The sequence below is a fragment of the Paraburkholderia sp. RAU6.4a genome (assembly GCF_050435625.1).
GTDB lineage: Bacteria > Pseudomonadota > Gammaproteobacteria > Burkholderiales > Burkholderiaceae > Paraburkholderia > Paraburkholderia tuberum.
In genome coordinates this window covers 759,416-785,702 of record NZ_JBNDKQ010000003.1, presented here as the reverse complement: position 1 = coordinate 785,702, position 26,287 = coordinate 759,416, and the positions used below count along the sequence as shown (strand labels likewise).

The 26,287-nt window shown below is 59.8% G+C and carries 21 protein-coding genes and 1 pseudogene; 13 read left to right on the top strand and 9 right to left on the bottom strand.

The genetic code is table 11. The features are described from left to right. Window positions 1-8 precede the first annotated feature (8 nt). Window positions 9-2,957 (top strand): SIR2 family protein, encoded by a 2,949-nt coding sequence (locus OKW40_RS28110; RefSeq protein ID WP_429492805.1) that lies wholly within the window; start codon window positions 9-11, stop codon window positions 2,955-2,957. Then, window positions 2,951-3,628 (top strand): hypothetical protein, encoded by a 678-nt coding sequence (locus OKW40_RS28105; protein WP_429492804.1) that lies wholly within the window; start codon window positions 2,951-2,953, stop codon window positions 3,626-3,628. Before OKW40_RS28110 ends, OKW40_RS28105 begins: the two co-directional genes overlap by 7 nt. A gap of 295 nt (window positions 3,629-3,923) precedes the next feature. On the opposite strand, the gene OKW40_RS28100 is transcribed toward OKW40_RS28105, so the two are convergent. From OKW40_RS28100 to OKW40_RS28090, 3 genes are all read right to left on the bottom strand, one after another. Next, window positions 3,924-4,274, bottom strand: coding sequence for an antibiotic biosynthesis monooxygenase (locus OKW40_RS28100; RefSeq protein WP_429492803.1), 351 nt, complete (start codon window positions 4,272-4,274; stop codon window positions 3,924-3,926). A gap of 293 nt (window positions 4,275-4,567) precedes the next feature. Beyond that, window positions 4,568-4,990, bottom strand: a complete 423-nt coding sequence (locus tag OKW40_RS28095) for a hypothetical protein (RefSeq protein WP_429494016.1) — start codon at window positions 4,988-4,990, stop codon at window positions 4,568-4,570. Window positions 4,991-5,052: 62 nt separating this feature from the next. Beyond that, window positions 5,053-5,937, bottom strand: coding sequence for an IclR family transcriptional regulator (locus OKW40_RS28090; protein ID WP_429492801.1), 885 nt, complete (start codon window positions 5,935-5,937; stop codon window positions 5,053-5,055). A 440-nt stretch (window positions 5,938-6,377) separates the two neighbouring features. Between OKW40_RS28090 and OKW40_RS28085 the strand changes: the two genes are divergently transcribed. From OKW40_RS28085 to OKW40_RS28045, 9 genes and pseudogenes are all read left to right on the top strand, one after another. Then, window positions 6,378-7,427: an NAD(P)-dependent alcohol dehydrogenase gene (locus OKW40_RS28085; RefSeq protein WP_429492799.1), complete on the top strand. Its 1,050-nt coding sequence runs from the start codon at window positions 6,378-6,380 to the stop codon at window positions 7,425-7,427. Window positions 7,428-7,724: 297 nt separating this feature from the next. Next, window positions 7,725-8,114, top strand: a pseudogene (locus OKW40_RS28080) (IS110 family transposase); the annotation flags it as partial. A 120-nt stretch (window positions 8,115-8,234) separates the two neighbouring features. Next, window positions 8,235-9,260: an AraC family transcriptional regulator ligand-binding domain-containing protein gene (locus OKW40_RS28075; RefSeq protein ID WP_429492797.1), complete on the top strand. Its 1,026-nt coding sequence runs from the start codon at window positions 8,235-8,237 to the stop codon at window positions 9,258-9,260. A 169-nt stretch (window positions 9,261-9,429) separates the two neighbouring features. Further along, window positions 9,430-11,220 (top strand): acyl-CoA dehydrogenase, encoded by a 1,791-nt coding sequence (locus OKW40_RS28070; protein WP_429492795.1) that lies wholly within the window; start codon window positions 9,430-9,432, stop codon window positions 11,218-11,220. A 16-nt stretch (window positions 11,221-11,236) separates the two neighbouring features. Further along, window positions 11,237-12,931: an electron transfer flavoprotein-ubiquinone oxidoreductase gene (locus tag OKW40_RS28065; RefSeq protein ID WP_429492793.1), complete on the top strand. Its 1,695-nt coding sequence runs from the start codon at window positions 11,237-11,239 to the stop codon at window positions 12,929-12,931. 57 nt (window positions 12,932-12,988) lie between these two features. Continuing rightward, window positions 12,989-14,176: a beta-ketothiolase BktB gene (gene bktB / locus OKW40_RS28060; protein WP_429492791.1), complete on the top strand. Its 1,188-nt coding sequence runs from the start codon at window positions 12,989-12,991 to the stop codon at window positions 14,174-14,176. Between the two features lie 18 nt (window positions 14,177-14,194). Further along, window positions 14,195-15,043 (top strand): 3-hydroxybutyryl-CoA dehydrogenase, encoded by an 849-nt coding sequence (locus OKW40_RS28055; RefSeq protein WP_429492789.1) that lies wholly within the window; start codon window positions 14,195-14,197, stop codon window positions 15,041-15,043. Between the two features lie 55 nt (window positions 15,044-15,098). Then, a complete protein-coding gene (locus tag OKW40_RS28050; RefSeq protein WP_429492787.1) occupies window positions 15,099-15,779 on the top strand; it encodes a hypothetical protein in 681 nt (226 codons plus the stop codon). A 723-nt stretch (window positions 15,780-16,502) separates the two neighbouring features. Next, window positions 16,503-17,741, top strand: coding sequence for a dienelactone hydrolase family protein (locus tag OKW40_RS28045; RefSeq protein ID WP_429492786.1), 1,239 nt, complete (start codon window positions 16,503-16,505; stop codon window positions 17,739-17,741). A gap of 356 nt (window positions 17,742-18,097) precedes the next feature. Here the strand turns inward: OKW40_RS28045 and OKW40_RS28040 are convergent, their stop codons facing one another. The 6 genes from OKW40_RS28040 to OKW40_RS28015 all read right to left on the bottom strand — a co-directional run bounded on the left by OKW40_RS28040 (window position 18,098) and on the right by OKW40_RS28015 (window position 24,739). Continuing rightward, on the bottom strand, window positions 18,098-18,424 hold the full coding sequence (locus OKW40_RS28040; RefSeq protein WP_429492784.1) for a DUF4148 domain-containing protein: 327 nt from the start codon (window positions 18,422-18,424) through the stop codon (window positions 18,098-18,100). A 402-nt stretch (window positions 18,425-18,826) separates the two neighbouring features. Then, window positions 18,827-20,209, bottom strand: a complete 1,383-nt coding sequence (locus OKW40_RS28035; protein WP_429492782.1) for an MmgE/PrpD family protein — start codon at window positions 20,207-20,209, stop codon at window positions 18,827-18,829. Between the two features lie 73 nt (window positions 20,210-20,282). Further along, window positions 20,283-21,785 carry an alpha/beta fold hydrolase gene (locus OKW40_RS28030; protein ID WP_429492780.1) on the bottom strand — a complete coding sequence of 501 codons (1,503 nt, stop codon included), beginning with the start codon at window positions 21,783-21,785 and terminating at the stop codon, window positions 20,283-20,285. Beyond that, window positions 21,782-22,243 carry a MaoC family dehydratase N-terminal domain-containing protein gene (locus OKW40_RS28025; protein WP_429492778.1) on the bottom strand — a complete coding sequence of 154 codons (462 nt, stop codon included), beginning with the start codon at window positions 22,241-22,243 and terminating at the stop codon, window positions 21,782-21,784. Before OKW40_RS28025 ends, OKW40_RS28030 begins: the two co-directional genes overlap by 4 nt. Before the next feature lie 36 nt (window positions 22,244-22,279). Beyond that, window positions 22,280-23,476: a serine hydrolase domain-containing protein gene (locus OKW40_RS28020; RefSeq protein WP_429492776.1), complete on the bottom strand. Its 1,197-nt coding sequence runs from the start codon at window positions 23,474-23,476 to the stop codon at window positions 22,280-22,282. Between the two features lie 12 nt (window positions 23,477-23,488). Beyond that, window positions 23,489-24,739: a CaiB/BaiF CoA transferase family protein gene (locus tag OKW40_RS28015; protein ID WP_429492774.1), complete on the bottom strand. Its 1,251-nt coding sequence runs from the start codon at window positions 24,737-24,739 to the stop codon at window positions 23,489-23,491. Window positions 24,740-24,953: 214 nt separating this feature from the next. Here OKW40_RS28015 and OKW40_RS28010 point away from each other — a divergent pair, with 214 nt between their 5' ends. Both OKW40_RS28010 and OKW40_RS28005 read left to right on the top strand, forming a co-directional pair. Next, complete coding sequence (locus OKW40_RS28010; protein WP_429492771.1) at window positions 24,954-25,223, top strand: hypothetical protein; 270 nt, start codon at window positions 24,954-24,956, stop codon at window positions 25,221-25,223. 14 nt (window positions 25,224-25,237) lie between these two features. Beyond that, a complete protein-coding gene (locus OKW40_RS28005; protein WP_429492770.1) occupies window positions 25,238-26,215 on the top strand; it encodes a tripartite tricarboxylate transporter substrate binding protein in 978 nt (325 codons plus the stop codon). Window positions 26,216-26,287 lie beyond the last annotated feature (72 nt).

The following is a 26,287-nucleotide window of genomic DNA, read 5'->3' as shown; positions in this document are numbered from 1 at the left end:
ACAAAAAATTGATCCTGCGATTTTCCGAAGAAGGCCCCGCCTTTCCGGCCGAATTGATCGACCGCATGATCGAGGGCGAAGTTGTGTTTCTGTGCGGCGCTGGTGTCAGCGCGCCGCAAATGCCGATGTTTGGATCGCTGGTCGATCGTGTGTATGAAAAAATCGGCATCGAACCGACAGCAGCCGAAGCGCTTGCGATAAAGAATGGACGATACGAAGAGGCACTGGGTGCCGTCTCGCGTCGGCTGGCCAATCCTGCGCGGATCTATAGTGAAGTCACCAATATTCTTACACTCGATGCCGTCGATCTGGACCATCACACGACGCTGCTACGGTTATCGCGCGCCCGGGACAATCGGTTACTGCTTGTCACCACCAACTTTGAATGTCTGTTCGAACGTGGTGTCGACAAGAATGAGGGCCGGGGGCGGGGAAAAACCTTAAGCCTCGCAGGACAGGCTTTACCGCCCCCAGGCTCCGAGGCGTGTCATGGCATCATCCATTTGCATGGCCGAACCCAAGACGGTGAGGCAGGGTTAGATGCTACGCCGCTGGTGCTGACAAGCGCCGAATACGGTGACGCCTATATGCGGTCGGGCTGGGCATCGCGGTTCCTCTTCGATCTCGTGCGATGCAAAACGCTTGTCCTTGTCGGATACAGCGCGAACGATGCCCCCGTTCGCTATTTTCTGAATCTGCTCGAGGGCGACCGGGATCGCTTCGAGGATCTGCGGACGGTCTACGCGCTCGATTCATACGACACCGACGCCGCCGAGACAGAAGCGCGCTGGGAAACGATCGCGGTTACGCCGTTGCCGTACCGTAAGGGCCCGAAGCCCGACGAACATCGCGCACTCTGGGCCGATCTGGCCAGCCTTGCCGATCTGGTCGAGCAGCCGCGACGCGCGCGCCTGGCTCGGGCCGAAGTGTTCCGAAAGCCCTTTGAAACGGCAACCGCGTCCGAACTGGAGGGAGCGGAGTGGCTCCTTGCCGGTAAGGGTGATCTTTGGGATGTCATCACCGGAAACATCGAAGACCCAGCTTGGTTCGAGTTCTTTCGTAGCACGAGGGTCTGGCAGGCCGCCGACGAGAGCCGGATTTGGGCCAACTGGTGTTGTGCGAGGCTCACCGACCGGACGCGTCTCGAGACGGCAATCGACTGGCATCACAGGTTCGGGCAGCTTTTCACCGACCTTCACTACGAGCGCCTGATCTTCCAGCTACGAAATACCGCCCAGCCTTGGGCGCAGGCTTGGAAAATCCTCGCCAGAATGCGGGCAAAACCGCGCGACGCGGTCATGCATCACTTCAGACTTTCACAGGCCCTTGAAAGCCCGCTTGTCGATGATCGTGATCTGCGGGATGCGATTCTGGCCATCACCCCCGACGTTGAAATCAAGACTCAATGGAGACCTGCAGGCGAAAGTGCCGCAGAGACGCCGATATTGCTCAGAGACATCGTCAGGGTATCGCTGTCACTCGAGGATGTCTCCGATATTGACCGTCTTGTGACGGCCATCCTCGACATGCGCGAGAAAGAGCGAAGAATCGCGCAGCTGTGCAACGAATCCCTTTTCAACACAGGTATCGCAGCGCACGAAGCCGGTGCTATAAGCAGCGACTGGGACACGCTCGACAACGGCGTTCCAGCCGTGGAGGCGCACGAACAAAACCGCTATCACGATGGCGCCGTTCATCTGTGCGTCGTGCTCAGCGAGCTGCTCGGCAGAATTGCCGTTGAGGATTGCGCGTATGGGCGCGAACTGGCAGCGTCGTGGAAGCGTGTTCCGGGTGGGCTCGGTCTGCGACTGTGGATCAACGCGCAGCGGAACCCTGCGCTGTTCAGCGCAGAGGAAGCCGCCACCGCGATCCTTCAGTTGCCGGGCGGGGCATTCTGGTCCATGCGACGGGAACTGGTCCTGGTCATGCGTGAGAGACTGGGTGACGCCGCGGAACGGCTGGTCGAAGCGATCGTGAGCCGAATCCTGACCGAGTATCCGTCGATTTATCTGGAGTATGAAATCGAAGGCGCGGACTGGCGCCCTCAGGCACGGGATCATCGCGTCTGGTTGCTGCTCTCGGCGATCCGACTGGCCGGCGTGTTACCCGATGCAGGGCATACCCAGCTCGAGGCCATTGCAACACGGCACCCGTTCATAAAGGGCGATTACAAGGAAAGCGACCTGTTCGGCAGCTTTTCTACGGGTGTGCAGTCGGTTCAGGGAGATCCTGCTCCTTTGGTGGGCGCAGATGCCGCAGACCGTCTTCGCATCGCGCGCACGCTCCGCGATGAACGCGATTTCACGGCGCAACTGAGTTGGTCCGCGTACTGTTCGGGGCAATCGGCGGCAGCGTTTGAGGTCCTGCAGGGGGCCGACCTTGCGCCGGAAAATGTTGGTTTGTGGTCTGATTTTCTGCAGGCGCTCACGACGTTGACGGTGGTCAACAACGACCCCACGCATGACAACGAACAGCTCGTCGCGCGTTCGTTCGAGCGTCTCGTGACGGCGGATGACGAAGTGCTGGCCTCACTGGTATCGCCGCTGAGCTATCTGCTTCGAACCTATGCGAAGCGGGCAGACGACAATGCCATAAACCATTGGTGGGACCGGCTCTGGGACATGGCCGAACGGCACGAGGACCCCATCGATCGAAAGGATATGGAACGGTTCTATGATCGGGTGATCAACCGGCCAGCAGGGCGACTTGCTGAGTTCCTGTTGCTGCTAATTGAACGTAGAAACGCTGCGGCCGGGACAGCGATTAACGATCGCCAGAGGCTGAGAAAAGTGGTTTTGTCGGATACACCCGCTGGCTCGCTGGCTCGCTGGGGCGTGGGGCATTCGCCCACAGTGCGGGGTTCATCCTGCATGTCGACTGGCGCCTTGCGCTTGGCGCATTTCGCAAGCGTTTGGGCGAGAGCAGCGAGGAAGGGGTCAGGCTTCGCACGGTGCTGATCGCCGGCACACAACTGAGTTTCGCCGCGACACGGGCATTCAAGGGTGCGCTCTTCATGGCAGCCTGTGAGACCGCTGCCAGGACCGAACACGGTGCGGCGTTCGCCGCCTCGAAGTTTCTCCATCCACTGTTTAGCTGGAGAATCAGCCCGAGTACCGGGAAGGCACCACTTTCGCTCGATGAAGTGAGACGACTATTAACGAAAGTGCCGCAGAACGTGCTCATCGGGGCTGCGCAGTGCTTCAGGCAGTACGTACGGCAGATCGGTAATTCGCCCGGGCGAGCTTGGCTACACTTTGCGGGACCACTGTTCGAAGCTGTCTGGCCATATGAAGCGCGATTCAAACGGGCAGCGGTGTCACGGGAACTCGCCGCGCTTTGCGCAACGGCCGGAACGGCGTTCGACGAGGCGTTCTCAGTATTGCGTTATTTTTTGACGCCGATTGATGGAGGTTGGTACGGGGTGTCACTGCTCGACGAGTCGGGGGCTGCCAGTGCGAATCCGGCAACCTCTTTGCATTTTCTTTGGCTCTTATCCGGCCCGGGAGCATCCGGCCGCTCGGCAGAGCTCGCGAACATGCTGGACAAGATCGTCGAAGCGGCACCCGATCTGGAAGTGGACAGACGCCTGCAATGGCTGGAGCAGAACCGCGTGATTCGATTGACGTAGGGGTTTAGAATTGCCGCTAGCCGTAGCGCCACTGCCACTATGTCTAGCGCACGCAGCATCAGTTCGGTGTGTAGTTATCTTTCTGCCCAGATCGGTTTTCGAGCAATCGGACGATATTTTGCGACGGCATGACGTTGCTTCTTTAAATCCGCCGTTGCGTCGAGCTAGTGTCTTGGTGTGCCGATCGGTGCAAATAAACAGCCTCTGCTGCATGAGTGAGGCGACAACCTGCTTGACGCGCGCCGGGCCTGACGCCGCATTGACATGTCGCATCTGTCCGCTGGTCTCCTTGCGGTCAACGACAACTTTTCTGACCTACGCGACATTGGCGCTCCGCCACGATGAGGCTAATTTTGAAGCACAACCGGCGACAGAAATCGAACCTCTTTGTCGGCAACAAAGTCCTTCGTAGCATCTTCATAGACCGCTCGGTACGGTTTCTGAGGCTGCTCGCTGAGCCATTCTTCTGGGAGCCGTTCCATACCTCGAACAACACCAGTTCGTCTTCGGCCGCAGTGTCTTCGCTGAGCACGGCGCTCACAAAAGTCGGCTCTTCCGCCATAGTCTTCATGAGCTCTGCGAGGTGCGCTACGAAAAGGACCTTGGTCGAGGGAACGAGCTTGAAACGTACGTAGAGAGATAGCATTGGCCTGTCCTGATATTGTTGCGTTGAAAGCGCGTTACGCGAGTGCGCATCTCTTCAGAGAAGCATCTGGCGAATATGGGCTGTGTCTCGAAGTGTCAAAAGAAAAACGGCCGCAAGCTCTTGGTCGCGACCGTTCGGCTAATCATTCCAGCGCCGCCTCTTAATTCTCGAACTGTCGGATCGTCGCGTTATACGCACGCGAGGCCATCTCTTCTAGCCCAACTTTCGCTATTCGCAGCCCCGAATGATGCCAAGTCATTGATTTTAAATGACGTGCATGTCAAGAGTCTTCACTACAGGGCGTGCGTCCTGGTAGCCGCGACTGGCAATGGCCGGGCCGTGATTTTTGGCGGTGGCTCTGCGGGCAAGGTCAGGCGCAAATGGTCAAGCAGCAGGCGGTGCTCTGGTTCTGGCTGGGTGTAGCGAGACAGGATCAGCTCGCGTCCGTCAGTGGTCGGCAGATGGACTGCCTTGATGAAGCCCTGCACGTCTAGTACGCCTTCGCCCGGCAGGCGGCGTTTGTGGCAGGTGTCCATCCACAGCGGCTCGATTGCATAGCGGTCCGCGTCGTCGAGCTCGATGCCCTTGATGAATTCCGGCTTGATTGTGGCAATTTCCTTGAAGTCGACATTGCCGCGGCTCAGGTGCCAGATGTCAAGCAGCAGGCCAGCGTTCGCCTTGTTCGCCCCCCTCGACAATAGCTTTACCGGATTCAATCGTGCGCACGTTACTGAAGGGCATGATTTCCAGCATGACTTGCCGTCGTGGTCGTCGCGTTTTAGACGGCTTCCCTCGGGGACATGGGGCGCTCGGCCCACGAATCGACGCTCTTGATCAGCAGTTTACCGAGTCTGTCGGCTCGAGGCTTTACCTTATCGGTGGGGCCGACAAGCGTGACCGATGCCACTGGCTCTCCTAATGAGCTGTGGACGAGTGTTGCAATGGCATATCGCGATCCACCACGTCGAAGATTGGTCGCAATTCTCGACGTCTTGATCTGAACAAGCTCTGCAAGGAATTCCTCGACCACCTCTCTCTCGTCGCTGCTCTGACGACGCAAAAAGGCGTTCCGAGCCAAGTCAGTCTTGGCTGCGACGAGTATCTTGCCGCCGGCTGTGTGAAGGAGTTTGCGTCGAATGTTCGAACGTGCCTCGAAACCCTCGACCGCGTCAGCGCCTGCTTCGGAAATGTAGATGAGGTGGTCTCCGGCTTGTACGCCCAGGAAAACTGCAAGCCCCGTGGCTTTGTGAAGTGTCTCGAGATCTGCGTGTGTTACGAGTCCGGCGCGAATTTGGCCGCTCGCAAGCGTAAGTCCGTATACCGCGGGTCCGAGGTAAAAGCGATTCTGATCTTCGAATAGCCAACCCTTGGCCAGTAACCCTTGGATGAACCCGTAGACAGAACTTTTTGCGGCATCCAGCGCTCTCACAAGTTCGGCGAAGGTCATGCCGGGGTTGTAAACGACTTCTTCCAAGATGCTTGTAACCCGATCAACCGTGCGATGGGGTTGAGGGTCACGTTTGTGCTTTCCGTTTTCAGCCAGTTCGGGTTCATCGTTGGGCATCAGTTTGTCCCGTTTCGTCAATGGGTGGTCGGGGCGGAAGGATACCAACGGCTGGTATCTCAAATTCCCCCGTGCTCTTTTTGCGACGATCGTCGTCATTCCACGTGCAAATCCGGTTCAAACGGTGCGTAGGCACATGAGCGCTGTTGCACGATTTCTCGTGGTCGCAACTATGAACGTTGAATCGTATATAGGAGACATTATGGGCGACCGGTCGGATTGTCAACTGGGACGGCGGGCAACGCCAACGGGCCATGCCAAGAAAACCCTCATTGACATTGGATTGGTCTGTGCGATAAGGTTAGGATCGTATATACGACCGTATGTTCGCATTTATGTACACCGTGGCCGAAAGAGCGCACGGTGTCAGAGTCCGGTGTAATCTGCGACCAACCTGGGCGTGGCAAATTCACCGAAGAGACAAATCTCTTCAAGATGTGGGACGTTCGGTCCCGAGTCACACGCACGATGCGTGCGCCAACAAAGAGTCTCACGGCGAATTTCATGACAATTGCAATCATCAGATTGGAGGGGCCGCAGTGTTGGTCGTCAATGCCCGCTGTACTTGTGGTCCGCGAGATCCATTCAAAGCCTTCAAAGTTCAACGTCGTGACCTGGGCCCGCACGACGTCCTCATCGATATCGTCTATGCGGGAATCTGTCACTCCGATATCGACCATGCCTACAGTATGCGTAATACGACACTCTATCCTCTTGTCCCAGGGCATGAGATAGCGGGGGTTGTGTCTGCAGTGGGTTCTGAAGTGACGAAGTTTGCAGTGGGAGACCGCGCTGGCGTGGGATGCATGGTCGACTCGTGCGGGACTTGCTCGAACTGCAAAGCTGGGATGGAACAGTATTGCAGCGGCAAGCGAGTGATGACGTACAACTCGATCGGGCGTGACGGAGAGCCGACGCATGGCGGGTACAGTGAAAAGATCATGGTAGACGAGAATTTTGTACTGCGCATACCTGACGGTATCCCACTGCAGAATGCTGCTCCATTATTCTGTGCGGGGATCACGCTCTACTCTCCGCTGCGCCGCTGGCGTGCGGGCCCCGACAGTAGAGTGGGTATCCTAGGTTTCGGAGGGTTAGGGCACATGGGAGTGAAAATTGCACACGCAATGGGAGCTCATGTCACGGTGCTCGATCTGTCGCTCGCCAAACGGGAGGACGCTCTTCGCATGGGAGCAGACGATTTTCGTGTGACGACTGATCCTTCTACGTTCGTCGAACTTGCGAATTCGCTTGACCTGATTATCTCAACAGTTCCGGGTAATGTAGACCTCGATGCATTCCTCGGGCTCTTGGCGCTTGATGGAACGCTTGTAAATCTGAGTGTTCCTGAAAAGCCGCTAAGTGTTGCTGCAGTTTCACTCCTGAACAATCGTAGATCGATGGCAGGCACTCGCAGCGGCGGAATACCGGAAACGCAGGAGATGATTGACTTCTGTGCGAAGCACAGCATTGGCGCCGAGGTGGAAATTGTCGGTGCCGACCAAATTGACGCGGCATACCATCGCTTGCTCACTGGGGATGTTCGTTATCGCTTTGTTATCGACATTGCCACCATGGCTAATGGATAGCCGCCGACGCGAATGCCCTGAGGTTCTACATGAACGCGCGATTGATGAGATTCTCTGGCGGATGGCCTATTCCTCTCCGGTAGAAGCCGTAGCGACGCCTCGTATCGGCAACGGCCAGGCATTCCTGCTTTATAACGCCGTGTTTGGGGAAAATACCATGGGACTCCGGTATTTGCGGTGGGCGCTTCGTTTATCTATACCGCGGGCAAGGTTAATTACAATGGCGAAACACCAAAGTACTACCTCGGTGGTCCCTTCACCAGTTATGACCTTTCAAAGTCCACGGCACTCTTCGCGATGGGACGGGTCTCCAGACCATGCGCCGAGAAAGTTGTACCGGCGTCGTCGCTCGAGCTGGCAATGGCGAAGTGGAACGTTGCGCTGCATGATGGCCGCCGCGATCAGCCAGCCGTGCATGCGGTCACGCAGCCACAGTCCGCATCCCGTCTGCAGGCGGTGCTGTCCCTGATTGAACAGCACAGGCAGAAGTGGGCGTTGCCGGCCGATCTACGGATCGTCGTAAGCTACGAGGCCGGCCAGCACGCGTTCTGGATTTATCGCGCCTTGCAGGCTCGCGGGATCGAATGTTATCTCATCGATCCCGCGAGCCTCCCCGCTGAACGCCAGAAGCAGCGCGCCAAGACGGACCGGCTGGATGCAAGCAGGCTGGTCATCAACCTGCATGCGAGCGGAATCCGGCAGAATGTGCTGCCCCACTAACGGCTGCAGGAATGTTGGCCTGACATCGTCGTGTATAACGTTACCCGGTTTATCGCGATTTAGCCAACACTGGAACCAGGCGAGAGAATGCAAGCTCCAAGTGCAACTGTCCCGATCTCACTCGTGAATGGTCTTCTAGACTCCGCTGGCGCAAAGCCAGATATCGTACGTCACTATCTTCATAAGGCGAGCATCACGCCTGAACTGCGCGGCCAGCCAGGCGCCCGCGTGACTGAGGAACAGTTTTCGATGCTGTATCGCATGCTCGCCATCGAACTAGACGATGAAATGCCAGGTATCTTCAGTCGTCCGCTTCGCAGCGGCACGTTGAAGTTTCTTTGTCTTAGTCTCCTGGACGCATCTAGCCTCGAGACGGCGTTGCACCGTTTCGGCCAGTTTTTTCACATTGTCCTCGACGATTTCCGTTTGGAGTCGCATCGCAGCGGCCTGGTCGCAGAAGTAGCACTGCGGCCCAACTCTGCTTACGGAAGCATTGGGCCGCTTGGGCAGGAGTTGATGCTCAAGCTAGCGCACGGCGTATCTTCTTGGTTGATCGGCCAGAAGATTCCTCTGTTGAACGTCGACTTCGCGTGTTCTCAACCAGTCCATGCCATGGATTACCGATACTTCTTCTCGGGCCGGACGAGCTTCGCCTGTGATGCCACGCTGATGCGCTTCAGCGCTGGATTTCTCGACATGCCGATTCGGCAAAGGAAACGCAACTTTCGCAAGTTTCTCGCCCGTTCTCCAGGTGAATGGATCTTCGGGTCGTTTAGCGAGCAGATTGTCAGCGATCGCATCAGACAGTATCTTGCCGGAGAACTGCCTGATCTGCCGACCATCCAGCAAGCCGCGAAAAGCGTGCATTGCTCCGTGCGGACGCTGTGTAGGCGTTTGTCCGCCGAAGAGACGACGTTTCAGTCGCTCAAGGACGAGCTTAGGCGCGACATCGCTATCCAGCGGCTGACTGACACGCAGGACTCCATCGCAGTCATCGCCGGTGACATTGGATTCGACGATCCCAGCGCGTTTCATCGCGCATTCCGCCACTGGACCGGCAGCACACCGGGAATGTATCGCCGTCCTTTCCCGGCTCAATCAAGCGCCGACTAACTCACGCGAAACCTGACTCGTAGTGGCCAGATTTGTCACTAAGTAGGCAGCGTTGGTCAGCCTGCTCACATGCAGATGCCGATACGATCGGCTGGTCGAGTCACGGCCTGATTTTTTCTTTCCGGCGCAGTGGCAGTTTGACATTGACCGCTTGATTGAAAGAGCCACCATGAGTTACATCGCACCCGTTAAAGAAATGATGTTCGTGCTCAACGAATTGAGCGGACTCGCAGAAATCGCGAAACTGCCCGGATTTGAAGACGCGAGTCTCGACACCGCGCAGGCCGTGCTCGACGAGTCGGCGAAACTATGCGGCGAAGTGCTCGCGCCGCTGAACGTCGACGGCGATTGCAATCCGAGCACGTGGAAGGATGGTGTCGTCACCGCGACGCCAGGTTTCAAAGACGCGTTCCGCCAGTTCGCCGAGGGCGGCTGGCAGGGCGTGCAGCATCCGCTCGACTATGAAGGGCAGGGACTGCCGAGGCTGATCGGGACGCCTTGCATCGAAATGCTCAACGCGTCCAATCTGTCCTTTGCGCTGTGCCCGATGTTGACCGACGGCGCGATCGAAGCGCTGTTGACCGCCGGCACCGAAACGCAAAAACAGACCTGCGTGCCGAAGCTGATCTCCGGCGAGTGGACCGGCACGATGAACCTGACCGAGCCGCAGGCCGGTTCCGATCTCGCGCTCGTGCGCACGCGCGCCGAGCCGCAGGGCGACGGTTCGTTCAAGCTGTTCGGCACCAAGATTTTCATTACGTGGGGCGAGCACGACATGGCGAAGAACATCGTCCATCTCGTCCTTGCGCGTACGCCGAACGCGCCGGAAGGCGTGAAGGGCATTTCGCTGTTCCTCGTGCCGAAGTTCCTCGTCAACGAGGACGGCTCGCTCGGCGAGCGCAACGATGTGCATTGCGTGTCGATCGAGCACAAGCTCGGCATCAAGGCGAGCCCGACCGCGGTGCTGCAGTTCGGCGATCACGGCGGCGCGATCGGTCAGCTGATCGGCGAAGAGAATCGCGGCCTCGAATACATGTTCATTATGATGAACGCCGCTCGTTTCGCGGTCGGAATGCAAGGCGTCGCGATCTCGGATCGCGCGTATCAGAAGGCGGTCGCGTATGCGAAGGAGCGCATGCAGGGCCGTCCCGTCGATGGCTCCGCGAAGCAGTCGGTCGCGATCATCCAGCACCCGGACGTGCGCCGCATGCTGTCGACGATGCGCAGCCTCACCGAGGCGTCGCGCGCGCTCGCGTATGTCGCAGCCTCGCATTGCGATCTCGCGCATCGTCATCCGGACGACGCGACGCGCGCGAAGCATCAGGCGATCTACGAATACCTGGTGCCGATCGTGAAGGGCTGGAGCACGGAGCTGTCGATCGACGTGACGAGCCTCGGCGTGCAGGTGCACGGCGGCATGGGCTTCATCGAAGAAACCGGCGCCGCGCAGTACTACCGCGATGCGCGCATTCTGCCGATCTACGAAGGCACGACCGCGATCCAGGCCAACGACCTGATCGGTCGCAAGACGCTGCGCGACGGCGGCAAGATTGCGAAGGAACTGCTCGCTGGTGTCGCCGAAACGGTGGAAGCGCTTGGCGCGCAGCAGGGCGCGGCCTTCGCGTCGATGAAGACGCAGCTCGCGCAGGGCCAACGCGCGCTGGGCGCGGTCGTCGATTTCGTCGTTGCGAACGCGAAGGGCGATCCGAATGCGGTGTTCGCGGGCAGCGTGCCGTATCTGAAGCTCGCGGGCATTGTGCTTGGCGGCTGGCAGATGGCGCGTGCGCAGCTTGCCGCGGCGGCCAGGCGCGACGAGGATCCCGCGTTCCATGACGCGAAGATCGCGACCGCGCGGTTTTACGCCGAGCATGTGCTGCCGCAGGCGGCGGCGCTCGAAGTGGCGATCGTCAATGCGAAGGGCAACGAGGGTGTGCTGGCGTTGTCAGAAGATCAATTCTGAACGCCGGAGCCTAGGGATGACGGAAAACCTGCGAGTAGAACAGTCGCGACGATTGACCGAGGAATATGGCCCGCGCGAGTCGATGGAATACGACGTCGTGATCGTCGGCGGCGGCCCGGCCGGTCTGTCCGCAGCGATCCGCCTGAAACAGCTGGCGGCCGAACAAGGCGTCGAGCTTGGCGTGTGCGTACTGGAAAAAGGCTCGGAGATCGGGGCGCATATCCTGTCGGGCGCGGTGATGGACCCGCGCGCGATCACCGAACTGATTCCGGACTGGAAGGAAAAAGGCGCGCCGCTTACGGTGGACGTGACCGAAGACAGGTTTCTCTTCCTGACCGAAACGGGTTCGAAGAGCGTGCCGACCTGGGCGCTGCCGGACAACTTCAAGAACCACGGCAACTACGTAATCAGCCTCGCAAACGTGACGCGCTGGCTGGGCCAGGAGGCTGAGGCACTGGGCGTGGAAATCTTCCCGGGCTTTCCGGCTGCTGAAATCCTGTACAACGACGATGGCTTCGTGAAAGGCGTCGCCACTGGCAATCTGGGTATCGGCAAGGACGGCGAGCCGACCGAAAACTTCCAGCTCGGCATGGAGCTGCACGCGAAGTACACGCTGTTCTGCGAAGGCGCGCGCGGCCATCTCGGGCGTCAGCTGAACGATAAATTCAAACTGCGCGAAGGCGTCGGTCCGCAGGTCTACGGCATCGGCATCAAGGAACTGTGGGAAATCGATCCAGCGAATCACAAGCCGGGTCTGGTGATGCACACGGTCGGCTGGCCGCTCGAAAACGATACGTACGGCGGCTCGTTCCTCTATCACATGGACAACAGCCAGGTGGTGGTGGGTTTCGTGGTCGGTCTCGGCTACTCGAATCCGTATCTGTCGCCGTTCGAGGAATTCCAGCGCTACAAGACGCATTCGGCGATCCGCGCGATCCTCGAAGGCGGCAAGCGCGTGTCGTATGGCGCGCGCGCGATCACCGCCGGCGGCCTGCTGTCGCTGCCGAAGCTGGTGTTCCCGGGTGGCGCGCTGGTCGGCGACGACGCGGGCTTCCTGAACGCGTCGCGCATCAAGGGTTCGCATGCGGCGATCAAGACCGGCATGCTCGCAGCCGACGCCGCGTTCGACGCCGTGCAGGCCGGCCGTCAGGCCGACGAGTTGAGCGCTTATCCGGAAACCTTCAAGACGTCGTGGCTGTACACCGAACTGTATCGCGCGCGTAACTTCAAGCAGTGGATGAGCAAGGGTCTCTACCTCGGCACGCTGATGGTCGGTCTCGAGCAGAAGCTGCTCGGCGGCAACGTGCCCTGGACGCTGCATCACCAGCATTCCGATCACGAGATGCTGAAGCCGGCTTCGCAGTGCAAACCAATCACGTATCCGAAGCCAGACGGCAAGCTGACGTTCGATCGTCTCTCCTCGGTGTTCATTTCCAATACGAACCACGAGGAGAACCAGCCAGCGCACCTGACACTGAAAGACATCACGGTGCCGGTCCGTATCAACCTTCAAACGTATGCGGGCCCAGAAACGCGCTTCTGTCCGGCGGGAGTCTATGAGTTCGTGAAGGACGATCAGGACGAAGACCGCCTGCAGATCAACGCGCAAAACTGCGTGCACTGCAAAACCTGCGACATCAAGGACCCGACGCAGAACATCGTGTGGGTCACGCCGGAAGGCGGTGGCGGCCCGAACTATCCGAATATGTGAACCGCGACGGGCGCAATTCCGCCTGCCATAAGACGCATCAACTGTGAGGGAATATCCATGAGCAGAGAAGTAGTGGTGGTCGGGGGCGTGCGTACTGCGATCGGCAAATTCGGTGGCAGCCTGAAGGACTTTGCGCCCACCGAGTTGGGCTCGACCGTCTTGCGCGAACTGCTTGCGCGCACGGAAGTCGAGGCCAAGGAAGTCGGCCACGTCGTGTTCGGCAACGTGATTGCCACCGAACCCAAAGACCTGTACCTTTCGCGCGTCGCGGCAATCGATGCTGGCATTCCCGAGTCCACGCCGGCCTTCAATGTCAACCGCCTGTGTGGTTCAGGCCTGCAGGCGATCATATCCGCGGCGCAAACCGTCATGCTCGGCGATGCAGACGTGGCAATCGGTGGCGGCGCGGAAAACATGAGCCGCGCGCCGTACATTTCGACTACCGCGCGCTTCGGCTCGCGCATGGGCGACGCGCGTCTCGTCGACATGATGCTGGGTGCGTTGAACGACCCGTTCCATGCCGTGCCGATGGGCGTGACCGCCGAGAACGTCGCGCGCAAGTACGGTATCTCGCGTGAGCAGCAGGACGCACTTGCTCTGGAATCGCACCGCCGCGCAGAGCGGGCAATTGCGGAAGGCCGCTTCAAGAGCCAGATCGTACCGATGGCACGAACCGTCAAGGGCCGTGAGGTCGTGTTTGATACCGATGAACACCTCCGCGACAACGCGACGCTCGATGACTTTACGAAGCTGCGGCCCGTCTTCGCGCAGGAGAACGGTACCGTGACCGCAGGCAACGCGTCGGGCATCAACGATGCGGCTGCGGCAGTCCTGCTGATGTCCCGCGAAGTGGCTGAGCGACGCGGAGTCACGCCGACGGCGCGTCTTGTCGCCTATGCGCACGCGGGCGTCGACCCGCAGTACATGGGCATCGGCCCTGTGCCGGCGACGCGCATCGCATTGCAGCGAGCTGGCCTATCTATCGGCGAGCTCGACGTGATCGAAGCGAACGAGGCGTTCGCAGCCCAGGCTTGCGCGGTGACGCAAGAGCTCGGACTCGATCCCGCCAAAGTGAATCCGAACGGTTCAGGCATTTCGCTCGGTCATCCGATTGGCGCAACTGGCGCGCTGATCACCGTCAAAGCGCTGCACGAACTGCAACGTATCAACGGACGCTACGCGCTCGTCACCATGTGCATCGGCGGCGGTCAAGGAATCGCTGCCATCTTCGAAAGCCTTATCTGAGCGTACGCGGAGCAAATTATGGCAATTGAAACTTTGGCTGTGATCGGTGCCGGGACGATGGGCAGCGGCATCGCGCAGATGGCTGCCGTTGCCGGACTCAACGTAACCATGATTGATGTCACCGATACCGCGCTTGGGAAGGGGATGTCCACATTGACATCGAGCCTCGGACGCCTCGTGGACAAGCAGAAGCTCGACGCCGCTACCCGTGACGCCGCGCTTGCGCGCATCGAAACATCGACCGACTATCAGCATCTTGCCGCTGCGGACATAGTCATCGAGGCCGCGACCGAAAAAATCGATCTGAAGATCCAGATTCTGAAACAGACCGAGTTGATGGCTCGCCCCGATGCGATCATCGCGTCGAACACGTCTTCGATCTCGATTACTTCTCTGGGTGCAGTGCTCGCCGACTCGTCACGCTTTATCGGCATGCACTTCTTTAACCCGGTACCGCTGATGCCGCTGGTCGAGATTATCCGCGGTCTGCAAACGAGTGCAGCCGCTGCGGATGCCGTGCGCGAACTGGCCGTCCGGCTGGGAAAGACGCCGATCGCCGTCACGAATTCGCCTGGCTTCGTGGTCAATCGCATCCTCGTGCCGATGATCAATGAGGCCTTCTTCGTGCTCGCCGAAGGCGTTGCCACAGCGGAGGAAATCGACGCGGGTATGAAGCTTGGTGCCAATCACCCTATCGGACCGCTCGCGCTTGCGGACATGGTCGGACTTGACGTGTGTCTTTCGGTAATGGACGTGTATTTGAAAGATTTCGGCGACTCCAAATACCGCGCGTGTCCGCTGCTGCGCGAACTGGTAGCGGCGGGACGACTGGGTCGCAAAACCGGCCAAGGCGTCTACAAGTATTAGGCTGTATGCACATTTCCAAGGATGGCCACAACGCACAGGCAGGGACGCGAACTCGATGCAGCTTCCGCGAGTTCTTCATGACGAATTGGGACCCGACGAAAATGCTTGGTACGCCGAGGAAGCGTTCGACCCGATCGCGTATGCGCTACAGCGTCTGGCTGTAGAGGCGTCCCCGCTTGCAGCTCGAAACCAACGAATGAGAAGTTTGTCGCAAGTTGAGCAAACTCCGTGCAATGAATGGATCGGAATCGATGCGCTTCTCTGCAATGAGGAACTTGCCGCGCAAATGCTCGACGAGTTTCTTCGCACACGAGATGTCGTGGACGCGTCTTTCGGTTCGGTCGGTCGAAGGCCTGCCTGCCGTATCCGCCGCCAGATGCAGCTTGGTGTTCGGCAGCATGGCACAGAGGAAGGAACGTTGCGCCCCACGGAACTTCTTCCCGAAATGCTGCGGCGAGTCGGCTCAGGAACCGGGCGACACGCCATCGTCTGTCCTGGCATGTCCGGGGCGGCGCGCGCATGGCCTCGTTCGAACGGGTGGGATTGCACTTTCCGAAGTGCTCCGACGCCGTTGCACGCCTATCCGGAGCAGTGCCATATCCGTGCACAGAAACTGATTGCCAGTGAATCCACCTTCCGGCACGCGGCCTACCGCATCGTGACGTATCTGTCCATTGGTCGGCGCGTCTACTGGCACCGGCTCGACTCATTGCCGTGGCGCGATCCGGCAATTTGAAGCGCCGACATACGACGGGGCCAAATCTGCCCGTTCAAAACTGCAACTCTGCCCCTACCGTGCAGTGAGACCGTTCGGCTGCCCAGCGCATTAGCCACGTCTTGGCTGCGGTAGCTGATAGCCGGGTGCACCGCGCACCCGACGATGCCGCTGTTGATATCAATTACTTCGCGTGGTTGATTTCGGTCTCCACCGACTCTCGTTCCTTCGAGGACGTATCGGAGACACGGCACCGTAAAGCCTGACGGTCTTGCAATCGGTCAGCGATTGTCCTCAATCAGAATTTCGCGACGCCGTTGAGGCATGTCGAATGGGCGCTCTCCGCTGCGACCATTTCATGTGATGTTTCGCTACCAGCATCGTGAGCCACGCGCCCCGGTCGTCCACGCGAATCGCCACGCACAGTGTCTCCGACAGATGCCAACGTTCCAAGTGACTGGGCGAAAACCCTAATGGCGCTTGCACACGTACGGCATAGTATGTAGTTCATATATGAGATCGAGAGATCGTACATACGAACCGGTCGTCGATCAGGAATTCGATTTAGAGCGCCTTAGCGAGCTCCATGCCTCGCGGATGGTTGTTGAATCCATGCTTTATTTCCGTCAGTGATTCTTGAAGTTCAGTCACCTTTCTGCTTTCGACGCAGCGAGTTGATTTATTTGACTTCAGAACGGGCTGACATGTCATCGGGTGTTTAAGTCACGAAGCGGTTGGGATGTGATGGGAACCAGAACTTGTCTAATAGTCGGATTCAGCGTGTTTTGTGCGCTCTGCGCGATGCATACCTTCGCGCATGCCGAACCAAAAGGCGGTGTTCGGCAGGGAGCCAGTCTTTCGGGCACAGCATTCGGCGAGAGGCGAAGCAGTGATGCCGACGCCTCACTTCCTTCAGTTCCTGACACACTCAACGAAACAGTCATCGGCATTCCCTCGGCCGACGTCACGCTGGAGACCACGGTGTTTAAACCCGTTGGAGCAGGACCGTTCCCGATGATCGTGTTCAACCACGGAAAACTTCCCGGCGCTCCGCGCAATCAGCCACGCAGCCGCCCGCTCGCACTGGCGCGTGAATTCGTGCGGCATGGGTATATCGTCGCCGTGCCGAATCGACGCGGCTTTGCGGACTCCGGCGGTGAATATGCGCGCAACGGCTGCAACGTCGAAGCCAACGGCTACGCACAGGCGGACGATGTCGCGGCAGTCGTTGCCTACATGAGCGAACAATCGTACGTCGACAAGACACACATCGTGATTGCCGGCACGTCGCACGGCGGCCTCACCACAATCGCCTACGGCGCACGCGATGCCGTTAGCGCGCCTGGTGTGCGCGGACTCATCAACTTCTCGGGCGGCCTCCGTCAGGACGAATGCAGCGGCTGGCAGAAAATCCTCACACAGGCGTTCGGCACATACGGCGAACACGTCCGCCTGCCTTCGCTCTGGCTTTACGGTGCAAACGATTCAGTTTGGCCAGGCCCGCTTGCCGACGAAATGTTCACGGCATTTACCGTGGATGGCGCAAAGGCGCAGATGTTCAATTTCGGCAACTACAAGAACGACGCGCACCGGCTCGTAGGCGATCGCGACGGCGTACAGATCTGGTGGCCGCGGGTCAAGGCGTTCCTCGCGCAAGTCGGCATGCCGACGGCCGTCGAGTATGAGGTCTCCGAGCAGCAGGCGCCGCGGCCGAGCGGCTATGCGCCACTCGATACCGTGTCGGCGGTGCCCTATGTCGACGAAAGCGGTCGCGCTGCCTATCGGGATTTTCTAAAACAGTATTCTAGCCGCGCGTTCGCAGTCTCGAATTCGGGCGCTTGGTCGTGGGCCGAAGGCGGCGATGACCCGATGTCGATCGCACTCGCCGGCTGTCAGAAAGAGAGCCACCAATCGTGCCGCCTATACGCCGTGGACGATGCGGTCGTGTGGCATGACGATACCACCCAGACAGCTTCCCGGTAATTTAACGTCCCGACGCCAGAACAACCGGAACGGGGCAAGTGATCACGGACGCCAACGGATTGCGGGCAAATCATATAGCGGCCGATGGGTTCCGATTATGCGGAGGGAAGAGACAGGGAGCGACAATTCTAGCGCGGCGGTTCAGCACTATGCGAAAGACGTGTGCTTTGGGCGTGTGCGGCCACGCGAGGGCATCGCTTGCGAGCAACCAGCCTTTAATGTCTCCTGCTTGATCGCTTCAAATCGCCCCGCGATCGTGCCATCACTTGGAGGGCGCGATCACCAGAGGGCGTAAGGGAAAGGTAAACCGGGGTCGTTGCAGGATGGCGCGCGCGGCAGCCTGCCCGATCCGGAAATTAGTAGCCGAGGTAAGGCGAATGGGTGCTGTCCTTGCCTGCCGGAGACCCCGATATGTTCGAATGATCGACCGCGCCACCGAAACCCGTTGCAGCCTCGCCGCTAACGCCGTTACCGCTATTCGCCGCGACGCGCGCTTCGGCTGCCTGGGTGATCTGCGGATAGTTGAAGTCATTGGCCGAGGCAGGGGGATATCCCATCTTTTCAAGTTCCACAACTTCGGCTTTCACTTGGGCACGCGTGAGCGGCGCGCTCGACTGCGCGAACGAAACGATCGGCGCCGATAGGGCGGCGCCAATCACGACGACCTGGATGAGCGATTTCATGATGACCAACTCCGGAGTTGTTTCTGTTTTACGTCGCGGCTGGCAGCTTCGCTGTCACCCTATCGTTGAGTCTAGTGCGCTTTGGGGCAGGGCGATAATTCCTATTTTTATCAAGACACTATTTCGCGAAAGGCAGCTATCCGCGCCTCCTTCGCTGGGCAATATCCGGCGAGCACGGAGGCGATTTTCGGCGAGCGTCGGCGGTCCACGTCCCTTTCCTGGAGTGCGATTCACCGCGTCTTCCAACGTGCAGTGGATGTCGCGCAAGTTGAGCGAGTTTCAGGAAATGGGGCAACGGATCGATGCCGATATACTCTAGATATCATCGCCCTACCGCCGGGAGATCGTCATCCAGCTCGGCGATTATCTGTTCGATCTTCAGCACAGGCCTTCGCGATTTGTTCAGGGCCCACTCAGTACGGCCGCGATCTCGCGACCGACACTGCGCAGCGAGGCCGTACCGTGGCACAGGTCGCGCAAATTCTCGACCCTCGCGGCCGGGAGAACCAGGCCGGCTTGGGACCTGAACTTCGCGTCAAGATCCTCGTCGGTCATCGGACGCATCCTGCTGCCCCGAGCATGCATGACGCGTGCCTGCAGGGTGCGTCCGTCTGCAAGCGCCACCTCCGCTTCGGCCTGTCCACTCCCGACGCCGGGGTCCGTGACCACCTCGATTCGCGAACGAAGCTGTGCTACACGCGGATCTGCGATGCAGTCGGGCAGCATTTCAGGGACACCGGCACGACCGCGGGCGAGCGCCGCCGCAGCCCAGTGATAGATGCTGTTGAGCGATTCGAGGGTCGTAGTCGGTTCCCTGATGCCGCACAGCGACAGGGCGAGCGGGTGGACTCGTAGCTTCGCACGCATCGGCACGACTCCTTCACCGTACTGGCCATGGAGGTCAAGGCAGGCATCGAGCGTGGGATGGATGACGATGCCACATGGGTAGGGCTTGTAAGCGTTGTTCAGCAGTTCGTGATGCTCCCCGAGCCTGTCCACGGCTCTCTCGAGATCGGCGTCTTCGGAGAACACGTCGACGAAACCCTTGTCTGCCTCCAGAGCGAACTCGTTGCCGGTGAAGCCCCTCTGGGCGAGAAGAGCCGCCCAGACTCCACTGCGGGCGGCATGGCCAGGGCGGAAATGTGCCGTCATCGTGCCTTGTGTTGCCCGGAAGCCGCCTGATTGCGAAGCTGCGATGCTGATGGCCCAGTTCATCTTCTCCTCATCGAGTTGAAGAAGATTACCGACCGCAACCGCCGCCCCAATCGGGGCGGTCAGCCCCGTGACGTAGAAGCCCACATTGAACTTCGACGGGGGCAGGACGAGGACGTTGCTCAGCCTGCAGGTGATCTCGATGCCCAACGCCAGAGCAGCCAGGAAAGCGTCACCGGGCACGGCATTCTTTTCGCTCCACGCAAACACCGCGGAGCTGACCGGGCCGCTGGGGTGTGCCACTGTCGGAAGATGGGCGTCGTCGAACCCGAGTACGCTCGAACTGATGCAATTGACGAACGCCGCACTCGCAATGTCGGTACGGTGCGCATGCCCGATGATGGATGCCTGCGGGCTGCCGCCGAGGTCAGCCGCCGTCGCGGCCGCGAGCTGAACCGCTGGTTCTCGGCTCCCCCCCAACGCGCATCCCATCCAGTTCAAGAAGGCACGCGATGCTTCAAGCCGCACATTCTCAGGAAGCATCGCGTACCGAGCTTGCGCGGCGTATAGCGCCAGCTTTCGCGTGATGGCGAGCGGCTGGGTCTGTTTGCTGTTGAGGCTTTGGATGCTCATGAAATGGTCGGGGCGGGGGCGGTGCGCGGTGCGCGCTCCTGCGTAGACGGGGGCCACATCGACGATGGGGTGGTCAATCCAGCCCCTTCGCAGTCAAGAATTTGCCCATCTCGCCGGCTACTTCGATGTTGTTGAGGTCGGAAAACGGAAAATGAGTATTGCCATGAAGGCCCACGTCGGAAAGACGGATAACCGTCACATCGCCGCCATAGCGGTTCACGACCTCTGCCCATCGCTTGGCCATGGCCAGTCGTACGCGCCATTGGTCCTGACCGCGGTTCGGGGTCAGTTGCTCTGGGATGTAGTCGCCATAGAACATGATGATGGGAATCCCGGTGAGCTTCATGAACTCTTCCACGGATACTCCGACGGCGCCGAACGGGCCGGCCGCACTTGGCAACGGCGCAGGTACTTCGTCTTGCGGGAACGGGAAGTTGCTGCCCGGCTCATATGAAACAATCGCACGGACGTTAGGGCTCTTCATCGCGGTGAACCAGCCGACGCCGCCGCCTTGCGAGTGACTGACGAGTACCGCCGGTCCGATTCTGTCGAAGAGCGCGGTCACGGCGTCGGAGACCACGTTCAAATTGAACGGACCTGTATTCGGGGTGATCTGGCGGAAGTACTGGTCGAGAATCGCCGGATCACGCGAAAACTGCACACCGGGAAAGTAGTCGGGCCACGTGCCGACGCGGAACATGTCGAACCAGAATTGATCCTCGGGCGTGGGCGTCAGCGCTGCAGCTTCGGTACTACGTCCAGCAGCGCCTCGTCGGGGCGAGTCGACGAGGTAAGTCGCGAAGCCGCGGCGAAGGAAGATATTTTGGAACCCTTCGCGACCGTCCGGCGTTGTTTGCCATGTCTTAGAGAATTGGGCGTTGCCGTGCACAAACACGAGAGGGTGCCCGCGGACGTCCACCGGAATTTGATAGGTAACAAAAGCATGGTCTCCATGCAGAGTCTGGCCCTCGGGGCCGGCCCGCTTCGGATCGTAGCTTCCCGGATGCCGTAGCACCGAACCGCCGACGGCGAAGCTGCCCTGTTCCTGGATGACCAGGGGCGGCGGATTCGCGCCAGGGTCGCACGGCGAGCTCGCTGTCGATCTCTCGGCGGACCCTGCGGCGGCGGAGAGCACGTCAGAAACCGGGGAGCGACCGACTTCGCGCAGCCCACACGTGTCGTGAATGTCCAACACCGCTTCTGCGCGCACTGCTGTCGTTCCGTCGGCGAGGCTGATCGACAGCTCGACGGTTGCCAATCCGTCCTCGATCGCGACGATACGGCCTCTGCACGTCGCCACGGCAAGGACGGGTGTCACTGCAATGAACCGGGCCTTGTACGAGCGGATCCTTTCCTGGGGTACCCAATCCATCAGGATGCGCCCCAGGTACGCCATCATCAGCGTTCCGTGCGCGATCACGTCTTGCCGGCCTTTGGCCTTGGCAGCATCGATGTCGATATGGGTCGGCTGATGATCGCCTGACGCGCCGGCGTAAAGCGCCAGCGTTGTGCGAGTGATGGGTCCCATTTGCAGCGGCGGGAGCTCCATGCCGACGAAGACCCCCTGAATCGTCATGTTTTTACCTCCGGGTGCCGCAGCGCAATCACGCTCAGGGTCTCGACCAGCGTTTCCTGGCCGCGCTTGACGTCCGTCTGCTTGACGACGAATTCCAGGGCGCCGTTCTTCTTTGTGTAGACGTCGACGATCCTCCGGTGCAGGACCAGGCTGTCTCCCGCATACGCCATCGAGTGGTAGACGAACGCCTGTTCCGCATGGGTGGTCTTTGTCAAGTCGCCGCCAACGGCTTTGAGCCAGCCGAGTGGATTCGGAAGTTCAAGTTCCAGTGAGTTTCCGAGGAATGTCGGTGGAACGGGCAGGTCACGGTGACCTGCGCGTCGCGCGGCATCGACGTCGAAATAAATGGGATCGGTGAGTCCGATCGTTTCGGCAAAAAAGCGCAGCCGGCCGCGCTCGACGTCGAACGACATCGGAGCGATCTCAAGCTGCAACGCCTTGGCGCGATCGATATACATCTGTTCAAACCCTTGTTGAAAGTTGCCGCAGCTCGCTCAAAGACTGTCGTAGAAGGCTTTGTAGTACACACCGTTGACCGAGTTTCTGCCGGCTTGGCATTGGTTCATTGCGTAGGTGTAGGTGATACGTCGCTCGACATCCGCGATTGCGAGCGCACCGCCGCTGCCATACCAGAAGCACGTTCTCTTGCTCGGGCGAAGAAAGGGGAGCGGTCCGCGGCTGTTGTCTTCCCCCGATGCCAACGCATAGCCGATGCCCCATCGGATGGGCCTCATATAGTAGGAGTCGATGCCACTTGCCTGCTCCTGGAAGATCAAGTCGATCGCATCGGGGGAGAGCAGCCTTACGCCCCGATTGACGCCGTCCAGGCTGAGCGCCGCGACGATTCTCCCAAGGCCCTCGGCGTTCGTGTGACCGCTGCTGCCACCAAACTCTGTGCGGCGCCACTCGGGCGAGTTGAAAAGCGCCAACGGATCACGCTTCATGCCAGAGAACGAGCCGAGCCGCGTTCTGGCCGAGATTTCGCGCTCGACGGCCAGATCGTCGGTCGAAGCGGCAGCGGCCTTCGGCACCCCGCGTGGTCGCTCGTCCGGCGCCGGATAGATCGTCGCTACTCTTGCCAATTGCGCTTCTTCCGAAAGACCGAGGTAGAAGGAGGCGTTGAGCGGGCCAGTGATTTCCTTGGCGATAAACTGGCTGAGCGTCATTCCCGAGACTCGGCGAACCAGCTCGGCGTTGAGGTGGCCGAAGCTGCTCGCGTGATACGAGCCGCGAGTTCCTGGCTCCCACCAGGGAGCTTGGGCTGCCAACCTGGCCGTCGATGCTTCGACGTCCATCGCCTCCGTCATGCTGAAGGGAGGATCCCACGCGGGCAGGCCCGCCGTGTGGCTGAGCAGGTGACGGACCTCGAGCTTGTCCTTGCCGTTCTGAGCGAATTCCGGCCAATATTTGGCAACCGGCGCATAGAGGTCGAGCTGGCCTCGGTCTACAAGCATGAGAACTGCGAGGCTCGTCACCGTCTTGGTTGCCGAGAAAACAGCGACGATCGTGTCCTCGGTCCACCTTGCCGAGTGTTCCCGATCGCGCCAACCGCCCCACAAGTCGATGACGTTCTCGCCATCGATGTTGACGCAGAGGCTGGCACCGATCTCCTCGCCTGCCTCTATGTTGGTCGCCAGCGTATCGTAGACGCGCGCGAATCGCGAGTCACAATGTCCGTTCAAATCGGCCATGCTTTCCTCGGGTCAAAGGTCCTCTTCGGCGCGCCTCGATTCCGCGTTGCTCGTCGCCCTTTCCATCGATTTACTGATGACGCCTTTTTGCCGCAGCGCTTCGATCTGCTCCGGCGAATAGTTCAGCAACTCAGTGAGGACGGAATCGGTATGCTCGCCCAGCAGCGGTCCGACATGGCGGACGCTGCCCTTGAACCCGGAAAACCTGCCGGCTGGCGCGGCCATGCGGATCGGCATCCCCGTTTCGGGTTCGTCCACGGTGATGATCGAATCCCTTGCGATGATGTGAGGGTCATTGACGATCTCGGCGGGGGAATAGATCGGGCCAATGGCAAGATCGGCGTTCCCGCAGATCTCGAGGAGATCGCGAAGATCGTAGCTTCCTGTCCACCTGCTCACCCTCCCCTCGAGCGCCTCGCGGTCGGCTACGCGAGCATGGTTGTCGTTGTCATAGCGAGCCAGGGACTCGTCGCCCATGACTTTGCGCAGTTGACGCCACAGTTTCTCGGTCGAACAGGCAATGGTGGCGTACAACCCATCCTTGGTTCGGAAAAGGCCGTGCGGTGCCCAGCGAGGGCTTGCGTTGCCCAACCGCTCCAGCCTCGACCCCGTCTCGTCGTAGGTAATGATCTGGTCTTCGATGACGCTCAACAGGGGCTCGTACAGCCCGAGGTCGATCATTTGGGGTTCGCCCGTCAGGTCCCGTTGCCGGAGCGCGAGCATGAGTGCGAAGGCGCCGTAGATTCCGGCGATCCCGTCGCCCAGCATCGCATACCCGCTTTGCACCGGGGGCTCTCCAGGAAAACCAGTCCTGTTGGTGAGTCCCGCGTACGCCTCCGCGACCCGCGCGAACCCTGGCCGCTGTGCATAGGGCCCCGCGCCGAAGGCGGTCAAGTGGTAGTACACCAGGTCGCTGCGGCACTGCACCAGATCCTTGAACTCGAGCCCCCACTTCTTCAGCGCGTCGGGGCGGTAGTTCATGATGACCACGTCGCACTTGCTCACGAGCTGCTTGAAGACACGTCTTCCATCTTCGGTGTTCAGGTCGAGCGTGACGCTCTGTCGATTGCGAGCGATGACCTTCCACCACAGGGAGACATCGCCGCGAAAGGGGCCAATGTCGCGCATGTGGTCGCCGGAAGGCAGTTCGACCTTGATCACTTCGGCGCCATACTCCGAGAGCAGCGAAGCGGAGTATGGCGCGGCGAGGAAGGTCGCGGCGTCGAGGATGCGAATCCCTGATAGGGGGGGATTTGCTTGCATTTGAGTCTTCCGTGGAAAGGGTTGGCGGTTGCAGACGCTAGCCTGCGACGACGACGTTGATCAGGCTCTCGGCTGCGACAGTCGGCTGAGCGCTTCAAAGCCTAATGCCCTATATCGTCTTGGGTGTTCCGAGCCTCGGTGTGAATGTTCGCGTCCGGGGCGGGCCGCGTCCAACGCGATTTCCTGCTGGCGGAAATCAGCAAAGCCGAATGGGATGGCGTTCGCGATCCGTGGACGCGGCCTCCCGAAAAAGGACTTGGACGCGCGCGACGTGTGCTGTCTACACTGCACGAATGGTGACGATGCGGAATACGAAATTGAAGATCCCCCGAGGATGCGCCGCAGCGGCGTTTTCGCTCTGTCTCGCCGCCCTGCATCAGCCGGCGGCGCCATAAGCCACCTCGCCATCACGGAGCAGTTGGATGGGAAGACCGTCCAATGGCTCGAGAAGGTCAACGACACGCAATACGCGGGGCCCAAATGAGAACGAACCTTCAAATGAGACTGAACCTCCTTTTGACTACCGCAAGTGCCATGGCGCTCGTCGGCGCCGCCCCGTTTGCCGCTGCCCAGGCACAGGAATATCCAGTGAGGCCGGTGACCATGGTCGTGGGCTTTCCTCCTGGCGGCTCTTCGGACTTTCTCGCGCGCGCGACCGCAGAAGGGCTGTCAAAGTTGCTGGGCGTCCGGGTTCTCGTGGATAACCGTCCGGGCGCGAACTCTGCGATCGCCACGCAAAGGGTGGCGAGAGCACCGGCCGACGGGTACACGCTGTTATACAACGCCACCAACATGGCGTATAACCTCGTCGGCATGAAGGAACCCGGGTATAAATGGTCCGACTTCGAATCTGTCGGTGGTGTCGCTTATGCGCCCTACGCCATGTTCGTCAATACGGTGTCGAGCAAGGCGAAAACGCTGAAAGAGTTCGTTGCATTCGGAAAGTCCAACCCCGGCAAGCTGACCTTTGCGTCACTCGGGCCGGGCAGCACCCCCGGGCTCGTCGCAGAGCGGTTCAAGGATGTCTCCGGGATCGGTTACCGAGAAGTTCCTTACAAGGGCGGGGCGCAAGCCATGTCCGACGTGGTGGGTGGAACCATGGATGTCTACTTCACGCTCTCCTACGCGGCGAGCAGCATGGTCGGTTACCCCAACATCGCGGTCATGGCTGTGACGGGCAACAAGCGAAGCAAGCAGCTCCCCAATGTTCCGACGTTCGCGGAGTTGGGATACCCGCAGATGACAGATGTCCTTTACGGTGGCATCTGGGTTGCCGCAGGGACGCCCAAACCGATTCTGGACAAATTGAGGAAAGCGCTTGCCGACGCGCTCAAGGAGCCGAGTGTCGTGGCGGCGCTGAAAAAGGCGGACCAAACGCCCTACGAGGGTGACTATCGACAGTTCGATACCGACATGCGCAACGTCGAAGCGATCGCACAAAAGGACTACACGAAGTTCAAGATCGAGCCGCAATAAACGGCTGCCTGGGCATGTCCTATCTGGCTTCCGGTGACGGCAGCCCAACCGCAATTGGAAGAGGATTTTTCA